A 13130-nucleotide genomic window follows, 5' to 3' on the forward strand; every position below is an offset into this window, starting at 1 on the left:
GGGTCCGAGCCTAAAGCCTCATTTTGTGATGTCTGGCGACGCGCTAGCATCCTCGCGCCGAAGGGGGGCGGACGTCGGTTGGTCCGCGAAACGGTCATGCGGAGCAAGAGAACGGGGAGCGGCATGGATCACGAGCTCAGCCATCTGCGCGAGATCGAGGCCGTGGCCGAGGGGCGACCGCCGGCGCGCGACAGGGTGGTGGTGGAAAGCTGGCTGCGTTGCCTCAACCAGCACCGTCTCAATCCCACGGCGCGGGCCGAAGCCTTCATCCTGCCAGAGACCGCGCTCCGCGAGCACCGCCAGCGGTCCGAAGCGCTGATCTCCATCGCACGGTCGGGGATCGAGAGCCTCTACGCCCTCGTGGCCGGGCAGAATTACGTCCTTCTGCTTGCCGACCGGGCAGGGGTGACGGTCGAGTATCTCGGCGACGCGGCCCAGAAGCAGGACCTGCGCCGGAGTGGTCTCTACATGGGGGCCGAATGGTCCGAGGCCCGTGCCGGAACTTGTGCGCTCGGCGCCTGCATCGAGACGGGCGAACCGCTCGTGATCCACCAGACCGATCACTTCGACGCCACGCATACCGGCCTCTCCTGCACGGCGGCCCCGATCTACGACACCCGCGGGCGGCTCACGGCCGTGCTCGACATCTCGCTGCTCTCCTCGCCGGTGGCGAAGGCGAGCCAGTCGCTCGCGCTGAACCTTGTGACCTCGGCCGCGCGGCGGATCGAGATGGCGAACCTCATGGCCGAGAACCGGCACGAGTGGGTGCTGCGCCTCGCGGGATCGCCGGACTTCCTGGACGTGGATCCCGAGGCCGCACTGTCGCTCGACGGTTCGGGGCGGGTGCTGGGGCTGACGCACGGGGCGGCGCGCATCTTCGCGAGGGCCGCGGGGCAGGACTGGCGTGCTGCGGCACGGCTGATCGGACGCCCGGTCTCGGATTTCCTGAACGTGCGGGTGGACCGTCTCGACGACCTCATGCGCCAGCGCCCGGCGTCGGAGCGGTTCATCGAGACCCGCGACGGACATCGGCTCTTTGCGCATGCCATCGAGCCGCGCCGGGCGCCGCCGCGGCCTTCGTCGGCACCAGCGACTCTTCCGCCCGCGCTGCGGGCGCTGGCCGGCGAGGATCCGGCGATGGCCGCACTGGTTCGGACGGCCGCGGCGCTCGCTTCCCGGCGGCTGCCAATCCTGATCGAGGGGGAGACCGGCACCGGCAAGATGACGCTCGCGCGCGCCATCCACGACGCTGGCCGCGGTGGACCCTTCACCGTCGTCCGCTGCGCGGAGATCGGCGAGGACGAGGCGCTGCTCTTCGGTCGCCAGAGCGGACGCCGGCAGGAAGAGGGGCTGATCGCGACCGCGCACCGCGGCACGCTCGTGCTGGACAAGATCGAGGACCTGCCGCCGCGGACACAGGCGCGCCTCCTGCGGCTCGCGGCCGAGGGAAGCTATCTGCCGGTGGGTGCGCTGCGGCCGGTGCCGGTGGATCTGAGGCTCATCTCGACCACACTGACGCGAGGCGCAGCGCAGCTGAGGCCGGACCTCCTCCACCGGCTGGCAGGGGCGCGACTGAGGCTGCCTGCCCTGCGCGACCGGCAGGACCGGCTCTGGCTCGCCGAACGCATGCTGGCCTCGGGCGAGCGGCCTCTCGTTCCGACGGCCGAGGCATTGGCTGCGCTCGCCTCCCATGGCTGGCCGGGCAACCTGCGTGAACTCGACCATCTGGTTCAAGGGCTCCGCGCCACGGCCACCTCGGCGCAGGTCGATCTCGAGGACATGCCGGAGCCGTTCCGGGACGCCGCACGCAGCTTCCACGAGCGGCCGCAGGCAGCAGGGGCAGTGCTCGCGCAGGTGCTGCGCCAGAGCGGCGGCAACGTCTCGGAAGCCGCACGACGGCTGGGCGTGAACCGCTCGACAATTCATCGCCAGATCCGGCGGATGGGCATGGTGCGATGAAATGCACTGGCTTTTGAGGGAACCCCGCGGCTGGACGCTTGACTTTGGAAACCGGATCGTTTCCTAAACATCCATCCGCAGCCGATGGAGTCCGTCCGTGTCCCTCTCCCGTCATTCGTTCGCCCTCGCGGTCCTGCTGCTTGCGGGAAGCGCCGCCTCTACCGGCTGGGCCCAGGGTCCGGCCGGAGGCGAGCGCCCGCCGTCGCCGGTCACGGTCGTCACGCTCTCCGAACAGGATTATCCCATCGTCTCGATCCTTCCCGGGCGGGTGACGGCCGCGGAAGTGGCGGAGGTGCGGCCGCAGGTGAACGGCATCATCCGCGAACGGCTGTTCGAGGAGGGCACCGAGGTCGAGGCGGGCCAGCCGCTCTACAAGATCGAGGACGACATGTATGTCGCAGCGGTCGCCGCTGCCCGCGCCGCCGTGGCGCAGGCCGAGGCGACACTGCGCTCGGCCGAGAAGGACGCGCGCCGGGCCGAGGAGCTCTTCGGCAACAATGCCGGCAGCGAGCAGCGGCTCGACACGGCCGTCGCCACCCGCGACGCAGCCGCCGCCGCGCTCCAGATGGCCCGGGCCGAGCTGCGCACGGCCGAGATCAACCTCAACCGCACCACGATCGTCGCGCCGATCGCGGGCACGATCGGCCTGTCGCAGACGACGACCGGCGCGCTCGTGGCCGAGGGGCAGGAATCGCCGCTCACCACGATCCGCAACCTCGACCGCGTGCATGTGGATGTGACGCAATCGGCGACCGACCTCCTGAAATGGCGCAGCCGCACCGGCCGGAATGTCATTGGCCGCTCGGAGCAGAACGTGGCCCTGATCCTCGCCGACAGCAGCCGCTACGCCCTGAAGGGCCGCCTTGCCGCAGCCGAACCGCAGGTGCAGCCGACGACGGGCATGGTGACGCTCCGGATCCATTTCCCCAATCCGCAGAGGATCCTGCTGCCCGGAATGTATGTGCAGGTCGAACTTCCGGTGGCGCGGGCCGACAGCGCAGTGGCGGTTCCGCACCAGGCGGTGGTGCGCGACCGGCATGGCGTTCCTGCCGTGTGGCTGGTGAATGAAGAGAACCGGGTCGAAGCGCGCACGGTCGAGATCGTGAAGTCCGACGGTGACCGTTGGGTGGTCACGAAGGGCCTCGCGACCGGCGATCGCGTGATGGTCGCGGGGTTCCAGAAGACCGCCATTGGCGCAGTGGTCGCGCCCGAGGGACAGGCTGCAGCGCCCGCCCCGGCTGTTGCGGCCGCAGCCGCGAACTGAGGGGCAGGACACCGCAATGGGACGCTTCTTCATCGACCGCCCGGTCTTCGCCTGGGTGATCGCCATCGTGATCATGGCGCTCGGGGTCCTCTCGATCCTGCGGCTTCCCGTGTCGCAGTATCCGTCGATCGCCCCGCCGGCGGTGGTGATCAACGCGACCTATCCGGGCGCCTCGGCCGAAACCGTGACGGACACGGTGACCCAGGTGATCGAGCGCGAGATGACCGGCCTCGACGGCCTGCGCTACATCCGCTCCTCCTCGACCTCGACGGGCGTCGCGCAGATCACCCTGACCTTCGAACTCGGCACCGATCCCGACATCGCGCAGGTGCAGGTGCAGAACAAGCTCGGCCAGGCGCAGGCGCTCCTGCCGCAGGCGGTGGTGCGTCAGGGCGTGACGGTACGGAAATCCTCGGCGGGCTTCCTCATGGTCATTGCCATGACCTCGACCGACGGCGCCTATTCGGCATCGGAGCTTGCGGACTACATGTCCTCGAACATGGTCGAGAGCATCAGCCGACTGCCGGGCGTGGGTTCGGTGCAGGTCTTCGGTTCGCAGCATGCGATGCGGATCTGGCTCGACCCGAACAAGCTCAATGCCTACGACCTCTCGCCCTCTGACGTGACCGACGCCGTCTCGGCGCAGAACGCGCAGATCTCGGCGGGATCCTTCGGTGCGCGCCCCGCGCCCGAGGGCCAGCAGCTTCAGGCCACGATCACCGCCCAGTCGCTGCTGCAGACGCCGGAGGATTTCGAGCAGATCGTGCTGCGGGCCGAGACCGACGGGGGGCTCGTCCTGCTGCGTGACGTGGCGCGGGTCGAACTCGGAGCGCAGAGTTACGAGATCGACGGCCGCTACAGCCGCAGCCCGGCCTCGGGCATGGCGATCCAGCTCGCCTCGGGCGCGAACGCACTCGACACGGCCGATGTGGTGCGGGCGCGGCTCGACGAACTGGCGGCCTTCTTCCCCGAGGGCATGACCTACGAGGTGCCCTATGACACGACGCCCTTCGTGCGGATCTCGATCGAGGAGGTGGTCAAGACGCTGATCGAGGCGATCATCCTCGTGGTGCTCGTCATGCTTCTGTTCCTGCAGAACTTCCGTGCAACCCTGATCCCGACGCTGGCGGTGCCGGTCGTGCTGCTCGGCACCTTCGGCGTGATGGCGGCGCTCGGCTTCTCGATCAACACGCTCACCATGCTCGCGATGGTGCTCGCCATCGGCCTCCTTGTCGACGACGCCATCGTCGTGGTCGAGAACGTCGAGCGGATCATGGAGCAGGAGGGGCTCGACCCCGTTGCCGCCACCCGCAAGAGCATGGGCGAGATCTCGGGCGCGCTGGTGGCCATCGCCATGGTGCTGTCGGCCGTCTTCGTGCCCATGGCCTTCTTCGGCGGCTCGACGGGCGAGATCTACAAGCAGTTCTCCATCACCATCGTCTCGGCCATGGCGCTGTCGGTGCTGGTGGCGCTGACGCTGACGCCGGCCCTTTGCGCGACCATCCTCAAGCGCAACCACCATGCGGCCCGGCGCGGCCCGGTGGGCTGGTTCAACCGCGGCTTCGAGGCGACGACCCGCGGCTATGGCGGGCTCGTCTCGCGCGTCGTGCGTCGGCCCGTGCTGATGATGGTCTTCTTCGGGCTGATCGTGGCGGGGATGGTGGGCCTCTTCCAGCGCACGCCCACGGCCTTCCTGCCCGACGAGGACCAGGGCGTGCTCATCACGCTCATCCAGACCCCTTCGGGTGCCACGGCCGAGCGGACGCTCGCGGTGATCAAGCAGGTCGAGGACTACTGGCTCGAGCAGGAGAGCGAGAACGTGACCTCCGTCTTCGGGGTGAACGGCTTCTCCTTCGCGGGGCAGGGGCAGAACATGGGCATCGTCTTCGTGCGGCTGAAGCCCTGGGAAGAGCGACCGGACCCGGGCCAGAGCGTCGCGGCCATGGCCGGGCGCGCCTTTCCAGCCTTCATGGGCATCCGTGACGCGATGGTCTTCCCCATCGTGCCGCCGCCGGTGATCGAACTCGGAAACTCCAACGGATTCACGCTGTTCCTGCAGGCGCGTCAGGGGCAGAGCCATGAGGAACTCCTCGACGCGCGCAACATGCTGCTGGGCCTTGCCTCGCAGAGCCCGATCCTCGCGTCGGTCCGCCCGAACGGGGTCGAGGATGCCTCGCAGTTCCGTCTCGACATCGACTGGCGCAAGGCCGGGGCCGTGGGCGTGACCGCGGCGCAGGTGGGGGATTTCCTCAACACCGCCTGGGCGGGGGCCTATGTCAACGACTTCCTCGATCAGGGTCGGGTGAAGCGCGTCTACGTCCAGGGCGAGCCCTGGGCGAGGACCGATCCCGACGATCTGGAGCTCTGGCGGATCCCGAACCAGGACGGGGAGTTCGTGTCGCTCTCGACCTTCGCCGACCAGACGTGGTTCTACGGGCCGCAGCAAGTCTCGCGCTACAATGCCGTCCGCGCGATGGAGATCCAGGGCCAGCCGGTGCCCGGCGTCTCCTCGGGCGAGGCCATGGCCGAGATGGAGCGGCTGGCCGCGCAGCTGCCGCCGGGCTTCGCGCTGGAATGGACCGGTCTCTCGCTCGAGGAGCGCGAGGCGGGGGATCAGGCGAGCCTTCTCTTCCTGCTGTCGGTGGGCGCGGTGTTCCTCTGCCTCGCCGCGCTCTACGAGAGTTGGTCGGTGCCCATCGCGGTCCTGCTCGCCATGCCGGTGGGCATCCTCGGGGCGCTGATCGGCGCCTGGGCGGGCCAGCAGGCGAACGGGGTCTATTTCCAGGTCGGGCTTCTGACCGTGGTGGGCCTGACGGGCAAGAACGGCATCATGATCGTCGAGTTCGCGCGCAGTCGCCTTGCACAGGGCGAACCGCTGCTCGAGGCGATCCGCCACGCGGCGCTGCTGCGGTTCCGCCCGATCCTCATGACCTCGCTTGCCTTTTCCCTGGGTGTGGTGCCGCTCGTCCTGTCCACGGGCGCGGGGGCGGGGGCGCGTCGCGCCATCGGCGACGGCATCCTCGGCGGCACGATCACCGGCACGGTTCTCGGGATCATTTTCGTCCCTGTGTTCTTCGTTCTCGTGAACGGCCTCTTCCGCCGCCGCAAGACCGCGCCGGCGGTCGCGACGACCTGAGGCCCCCAGGCGAGGGACGTGCAGGATGACCGAGGAGAAACCGAAGATCGGCAGGCCGCCGGTGCTGAGCTGCGCCGAGCGGACCTGCCAGATCCTGCGGGCGGCCGAGCAGGTCTTCGTCTGCCACGGCTATTCCGGCACTACGATGGACCGGATCGCCTGCGCTGCCGGCATGTCGAAGCGGACGCTCTACCAGTTCTTTCCCGACAAGCTGGCCGTGCTGGTCGCGATCCTGAAAGCCTATGACGCCGGGCCGCTGATGGCTGTGCTCGCCGATCCCGAGCCGCCGGGCACCGCACGAGAGATCCTGCATCGCTCGCTGGTCGAGATCCTGCGATTCCTCCTGAGCCCGGCGCAGGTGGCGCTGACCCGCCTCGCGGTGGCCGAGGCGACCGTCGCGCCCGAGGTCTCGCGGCTCTTCTACGGGAACGCGATGGGCGGGCTGAGTGCGGCCTTCACGCGTCGCATCGCGGCGCTTGCCTCGGAGGGCCGTATCCGCTGCAACGATCCCGACTGGCTCGGCACGACCCTCATCGGCGCAGCGCTCAACCGCCAGCTCTTCCGTCGCCTGACCCATGCAGAGTCGGCGCCGCCCGACGAGACGGATCTCGACAGGCGCGTGTCGGCTCTGCTGGACCTTGTCGGGCCGACCCTCGGGCTGCCGGAATAAGGCGGCATCCCGCTGACGGCTTCGCTCAGGCAGCGCCCCTCACGTCGCCCGGAGAGGGCACACTGCCGCGACAGAGCAACAGACGCGGATCGCTTCCGTGGCACTCAGCAGCAGTTGTGCTCGAGGTGCCAGAGAAGGGCGAGGCCCTCCTCGTCCTCCAGTTCCTCGAAGAAGCTGAAGAGGCTGTTGATCTGGCTTCCGACGAAATGCAGGTTGTCGGTCGCCATCCGCGCCTTCTCGGCCAGCTTCTGCTCGAAGTAGCGCACCCAGCGCGACTCGCTCGCCGCCATCTGGGCGTGAAGCATCTCCATCATGCGGTCGGCCTTGGCGTCGCAGTCGAGGCCCAGGAAGGTGATGTAACGGTCGGGTGTCTGGTCGTTCATGGCGTCTCTCGGTCAGGGTGCCAGCGGAGATGCGGCCGGCGAAAGGCGCGGTCACGATAATCCGCGGCTGCCATGCGGTCTGTCAGCCGGACGACAGTTCGCTCATCTCCTCGAGCCGGTCCGGGCGCAGAAGGTCGATGTGCCGCCGGTCGGGCCGCGCAATCACCCCCTCGCGGATCAGGCGGTTGACAAGGGTCGAGAGCGTCTGCCGCGAGGTGCCGAGGGCATTCGCAAGCGCCTCCGTCGTGTCGATGAGACGGATGCGGTCCGCGCCCTGTGTCCGCCGTTCCGACAGCAGGAACCGCGCAAGCCTCGACTCGACCGGCCGGAAGGCCAGATCCTCGATCAGGCTGAGCGCCCCTTGAAGGACGCGGCCGATCTCGCGGAAGGCGGCAAGTCCGAGTTCCGGTTCCCGGGACACAAGGTGCAGCATGTCTTCGACAGGCCAGCTCACCACCTCGCAGGTCTCGAGCGCCTCGACCCAGGCCCGGGTGTGGGTGACGTAGAAACCGCCCGGGCGCAGGTATCCCAGCACCAGTTCCCTGGATGCTGCGGTCAGGCAGATGCGTGCGAGGCCGCTGTCGAGCAGGAAGACCCTGTTGCCACGCTGTTCCGGCCGGACGATGGCCTCGCCCGGTCCGTACTGCCGCCGAAGGCCGCGAGGCAGGCGCGCGAGCCACGCGGCGTGCGGCGGGGCGCTCCTCGATTCAGGCGAAGCGGGCGGGACCATGGCGGATCCTAACGCGGAACCTGCGGCGTTCGCACCCTCAGCCGCGGCGACGGACTTTCTGCCGCATCGAGCGGCCGAAGGTGCGGCAGCTTCGGAGGTGCGGACCTGTTTTCAGGCACCGCGACACGTCCACGAAGCGTTGTGTGTTCATGCACATGATCCGCGCATTGGCGCGAATTGTCTGCGCATGCGAGCGAGGTCATATGTTGGACCACATCCATCAGAGGTATCGCCATGACCACCATTCTCCGTATCGACAGTTCCATCAAGGGCGAGGCAGCCGTCTCTCGCCGCCTCACCGGACGCATTCTCGACCGGCTTCTTGTGGCACATCCGGATGCGAAGGTCGTCACGCGAGACCTCGCGCAGGGCATCCGCCAGATCGACGGCTCGTGGCTCGGCTCGGTCTTCACCCCTCCGGAGCAGCGTACGCCGGAACAGGAGGAAACGGCCCGGACCGCGGATGCGATCCTCGCCGAGGTGAAGGAGGCCGACATCCTGGTGATCGCGCTGCCGGTCTACAACTTCGCCCCCCCGGCGCAGATCAAGTCCTGGATCGACCACATCGTCCGGCGCGGCGAGAGCTTCGTCTACACCGAAGAGGGCGCGGTCGGCCTGCTGACCGGCAAGCGTGCCATCGTGGCCTTCACCTCGGACGGCACGCCGCTGGGATCGGATCTGGACCACGCCTCCGGCTGGCTGCGGCAGGTGCTGGGGTTCATCGGCATCACGGATGTGGAATTCGTGGCAGCCGACCGGATCGTCTTCGGTGCCGAGGAGGCGCTGCAACGGGCAGAGGCGGCGGTCGCAGCTCTCGCGGCCTGAGCGAAAGCAGGCGTCAGGGCGAAATTTACCTCGCCTCATCGCCACTTGCAGGCAGAGGTTGAAGTCGGAAAGGCCGCGCCCCTCGGGTGCGGCCTTTGGCTGCGCGGGTCACTGTTTCCGCCGCGGAGACATCGACAAGGCAGCGGCCGCCCGCCCCGCTCCAAGGCCCTGCCGCAGGCATTTGCCTGCACTTCGCAGTGGAAGCCTCTGTGCAGGAAGCAGATTTGCCCGACCCCGCGAATCCCGCGACCCGTCGACCCTTGCGGGCCGAGTCGCCGGGAGCGGGCGATCCGGTGCCCGAACAGGGGCGCAAATGCGGCGCAAATGTGGCGGCCGATTTCCCGCGCCCGCGGAATCCGTGAGTCCTGATGCAGTTGCAGGGTTTCCGGGGCCGCAAGGCCAACCCCGGCAATCTCCAAATTGCCGAGGTTGCGGACAAATTGCATCACATTCCCCCGCCATGACTCAGGATGCATGCGGACTGCGGAGCAGCAAGCCTGCAGGTCTGAACCCTCGGGGGCAGGCCGGCGACGTGATACCCGAATGCGGAGATTGGATGTGCGTGATTTTGCAGACAGGGACGATGTGGTTCCGCACGGGGGGCGGCCGGCGTTCGAGGAATTGGAAAGCTACTGGGCGGGCCTGAACAGGATCCGCGAGGCCCTGCTGGAGCTTTCCAGCGATGCGGCCCCCAGCCTGAGGGCCGAACTCGACCGGATCATCGAGCGCATTGACGCCTTCGAGCCTTCGGTGAGCGTCCTGGGACAGGTCAAGGCCGGCAAGAGCACCTTGCTCAACGCGCTGATCGGCCAGCCGGGTCTGCTGCCTTCGGATGTGAACCCCTGGACCTCGGTCATCACGAACGTCCATCTCAACTCGCCGCGCCGACCGCTCGAGACGCGGGCGCTCTTCCGCTTCTTCGACGCGCTGGAATGGGACCGGCTGGTGACCACCGGCGGACGCCTTGGCGAGATGGCGCACCGCACCGGGTTTGAAGCCGAGGCCGAGCAGATCCGTACGCAGGTCATGCAGATGCGGAGCACTACCGAAGGCCGCCTCGGCTCCGATTTCGAGACTCTGCTGGGCAGCAGCCACGCGTTCCCGGATCTGTCGCACGACGTGATCGACCGCTACATCTGCTACGGAGACGCTGGCGACTCCAACGGCCGTGCGCAGGGCTTCTACGCCGACATCACCAAGACGGCCGATCTCTTCGTCGACCTGCCGGGCTACCCGCAGAATCTCTGCATCCGCGACACGCCGGGTGTGAACGACACTTTCATGATGCGCGAGCAGATCACCATCAATGCGATCAGCGAAAGCCGCGTCTGCGTGATCGTCCTGTCGGCGCATCAGGCGCTTTCGACGATGGACATGGCGCTCCTGCGCATCATCGGCAATGTCGAGGCGCGCGAGGTGCTGATCTTCGTGAACCGCATCGACGAACTCGCCGATCCGGTGGCCCAGACGAAGGAGATCGAGGCCTCGATCCGCCGAACACTCGACCGGGCGAAGGTGGGCGCGGGGCTGACGATCCTCTTTGGCAGCGCGCTCTGGGCAACCCGCGCGCTTGAAGACCGCTGCGATGCGCTGCCGGAAGCGAGCCGGCGCGCCCTGCTGGCCTGGACCGCCGCGACGGGCGGAGCCGACGGCCGCGACCTGCGCGACCTCGCCTTCGAGGCTTCGGGCGTGCCGGAATTGCACGCCGCGATCTCGCGCCGCGTCGTCGAGGGGCCGGGGCAGGCGATGCTCGCCGACATTCAGGCCGAGACCGGCAACGTGATCTCTGAAGTCGAGACGGTCGATATCGTCGCGCGGAGCACGGCTCTCCCCGGCAAGCCCGTCGATCGTCCGGCCATCGAGGCGCGGGTGGCCGAGGTCGGCCGTCTCTGCGACGAGCGACTGAAGGCGCGCATGGCCGACGCCTCGGCCGCCCTGGCGGAACGGCTCGGCCGCGCGCAGGAGCAGTTCGTCGAAAGCGCCGTCGCAGCCCTCGCCTCCCACATTGCCTCGTTCGGCGACACCGAGGGCTGGCGCTGCGATCCGACGACGCTGCGCATGATGATCCGCTCGTCCTACCTGTCGGCGGCGAAGACCGTGCGCGGCGCGCTTGCCGATTGCACCGGAGAGGCGGCGGAGGCCTACGGGCGGCTTCTGTGCGGCGACCTCGCCGTGCCGGAAGGCAGCGTGGCCTTCCACCTGCCGCAGGGACCGGTGCCGCAGGCGCCCGGCATCATCGCCCAGACGATCTCGCTCGACATGCAGACCTCCTGGTGGCGCCGCTTCTTCCAGCGTCGGGGATCGCCTGAGGATCGCGCCCAGCGTTACCGCGCCGTCATCTCGGCCGAGACTCTGCCTCTGGTCGAGACTGTCGGCAAGGAAGGCTTTACCGGCTTCTGCAATGAGGTGGAGTCGGCGGCCCGGGCCTTCTGTACGAAGCAGGCGGGCTTCGTTGCCGCCGTGCTCGACGCGATGGAGCGGCCCGCGACCGAGGACCATGCGCTCGCCGAGGTGGCGGGTGCGCTCGAAGACGTGACAAGGAGGGGAGCGGCATGAACCTGCCTCTGGAACTGTCCCAGATCGTCGGCGAAGCGGCCGACGTTTCGCCGGCCATCGCCGCACGTCCGCGCATCATGATCGCGGGCGAGTTCAGTTCGGGCAAGACCTGCCTCGTGAACGCGCTGCTCGGCGAGGCCATCCTGCCCTCGTCCGTCACGTCCACCTCGCTGCCTCCGATCTGGATCAGCCACGGCGAGGGTGCGCCGGAATGCGTCGGCATCGACGGGCATGTTCAGGCCTTCGAATCCGTTCCCGAGATGGTGGCCCATGTCCTGGCAACCGATCTTGTGCGCATCCACCATTGCCGCATCCAGCTTCCGAATCCGCTGCTCCTCGATTTCGACCTGATCGACACGCCCGGCAGCTCCGATCCCAACATCCCGTCGACCAGCTGGGAGCGGATGGTCGCCGAGGCCGACATGATCGTCTGGTGCTCGCCCGCCGTGCAGGCCTGGCGGCAGAGCGAGAAGTCGATCTGGCTCTCGCTGCCAGAAGCCGTGACCGGGCCGAGCCTGCTCGTGCTGTCGCAGGCCGACAAGCTGGCGAACGAAGAGGACCGGGCCAAGGTGATGGGCCGCGTCCTGCGCGAGGCCGATGGCCTCTTCGCCTCGGTGTGCATGTCCTCGTTCCTGTCGGATACCGACGTGAGAAAACTGCGGAGCCTTCTGCGCGACTCCGCCCTTATCCTGCCGCGCCGCACCCCGCGCCCGATCCTGCCGCCGGGTGAAGCCCCCGCCGATACGGCCGCCCACAAGGTCGTGCCGCGACGGATCCGCGGTTCGGCCGCAACGAGCGGGCCGCTGCTTCTCGTGACCCGCGCCGCCAGCGAAAGCGATGTCGCGCCCGAGCAGGAGGAACCCGCGCCGCTTCCACCGGACGAGGCCGAAGCGAATGCGCCGGACCTTGCCGTAGAGGCGATCGAGGCGGAGCAGCCGGACGCGGTCGCGGAGGCGCCGGAAGCGGATCCTGCCGATGACCTCGACCTGAGCGACATGCTGGCAAGCATCGGCGACGCAGCAGCCTTCGACCCGGTGCCCGAGCCGGTGGAGCCGGAAGCCGAGAGCGACTTCCTCGCCCTGTTGCGTGGCGCGATCGAGGCAGGTGCGGAGCACGGTTCGGATGAGGCGACCGAGGGTTCACGCCACGGAGACGAGGACGGCGTGCTCGACATCGAGGAGGCGAGCGAAGATGAGCCGGCCGCCATCAATACCGCACACCTTTCCCATCAGGAGGTGACGCTAACACGCGAGACGCTCGCTGCTGTGCCGCTGCGGACGGCAACGTCATCTGCCGGCCCTGCCGCCGATGCCGCGACCGACCAGCCACGGGAAGCCGCGGCCGAAGCAGCTCCCGTCATGCGGGACACGGAACCCGTGACCGCGCGGCGGGCTTCGCGTCCGGCAGCCCCGGCGATGATGTTCGGGCCTGCACGGATGCTCTGGGAGCAGATCCTGCCCACGCTCGACGCCGATGACCCGGACTCGCTCCTCGACGGCATTGACCAGCTGGTGGCGGAACTCGACCTTACATGGGCCCGCGCCTGTCTGCAGTCCGCGCCCCCGTCTGGCCGCCGCAGGGGCGGGCCGGCCTGACCGCCAGGAGAA

At 68.5% G+C, this 13130-nt stretch carries 9 protein-coding genes; 7 read left to right on the forward strand and 2 right to left on the reverse strand.

Going from position 1 to position 13130, the window contains the following annotated elements; translation table 11 throughout:
* The first annotated feature begins 123 nt into the window (after nucleotides 1-123).
* The 4 genes from ACTVZP_RS12445 (at nucleotide 124) to ACTVZP_RS12460 (ending at nucleotide 7029) form a co-directional block, all read left to right on the forward strand.
* A complete protein-coding gene (locus tag ACTVZP_RS12445; protein ID WP_443212463.1) occupies nucleotides 124-1959 on the forward strand; it encodes a sigma-54-dependent Fis family transcriptional regulator in 1836 nt (611 codons plus the stop codon).
* A gap of 97 nt (nucleotides 1960-2056) precedes the next feature.
* On the forward strand, nucleotides 2057-3223 hold the full coding sequence (locus ACTVZP_RS12450; protein WP_443212464.1) for an efflux RND transporter periplasmic adaptor subunit: 1167 nt from the start codon (nucleotides 2057-2059) through the stop codon (nucleotides 3221-3223).
* 16 nt (nucleotides 3224-3239) lie between these two features.
* Nucleotides 3240-6359, forward strand: a complete 3120-nt coding sequence (locus ACTVZP_RS12455) for an efflux RND transporter permease subunit (RefSeq protein WP_443212465.1) — start codon at nucleotides 3240-3242, stop codon at nucleotides 6357-6359.
* A gap of 25 nt (nucleotides 6360-6384) precedes the next feature.
* A complete protein-coding gene (locus ACTVZP_RS12460) occupies nucleotides 6385-7029 on the forward strand; it encodes a TetR/AcrR family transcriptional regulator (RefSeq protein ID WP_443212466.1) in 645 nt (214 codons plus the stop codon).
* A 104-nt stretch (nucleotides 7030-7133) separates the two neighbouring features.
* Here ACTVZP_RS12460 and cowN read toward each other — a convergent pair whose 3' ends face one another.
* Nucleotides 7134-7412, reverse strand: a complete 279-nt coding sequence (cowN, locus tag ACTVZP_RS12465) for a N(2)-fixation sustaining protein CowN (RefSeq protein ID WP_443212467.1) — start codon at nucleotides 7410-7412, stop codon at nucleotides 7134-7136.
* Between the two features lie 82 nt (nucleotides 7413-7494).
* On the reverse strand, nucleotides 7495-8142 hold the full coding sequence (locus tag ACTVZP_RS12470; RefSeq protein ID WP_443212468.1) for a Crp/Fnr family transcriptional regulator: 648 nt from the start codon (nucleotides 8140-8142) through the stop codon (nucleotides 7495-7497).
* A gap of 234 nt (nucleotides 8143-8376) precedes the next feature.
* Between ACTVZP_RS12470 and ACTVZP_RS12475 the strand changes: the two genes are divergently transcribed.
* From ACTVZP_RS12475 to ACTVZP_RS12485, 3 genes are all read left to right on the forward strand, one after another.
* A complete protein-coding gene (locus tag ACTVZP_RS12475) occupies nucleotides 8377-8967 on the forward strand; it encodes an FMN-dependent NADH-azoreductase (RefSeq protein ID WP_443212469.1) in 591 nt (196 codons plus the stop codon).
* 558 nt (nucleotides 8968-9525) lie between these two features.
* Complete coding sequence (locus ACTVZP_RS12480) at nucleotides 9526-11523, forward strand: dynamin family protein (protein ID WP_443212470.1); 1998 nt, start codon at nucleotides 9526-9528, stop codon at nucleotides 11521-11523.
* A complete protein-coding gene (locus tag ACTVZP_RS12485; RefSeq protein ID WP_443212471.1) occupies nucleotides 11520-13118 on the forward strand; it encodes a dynamin family protein in 1599 nt (532 codons plus the stop codon). The genes ACTVZP_RS12480 and ACTVZP_RS12485 overlap by 4 nt, the downstream gene beginning before the upstream one ends.
* Nucleotides 13119-13130 lie beyond the last annotated feature (12 nt).

This window comes from Rhodobacter sp. NSM, from assembly GCF_052244495.1.
GTDB lineage: Bacteria > Pseudomonadota > Alphaproteobacteria > Rhodobacterales > Rhodobacteraceae > Cereibacter_A.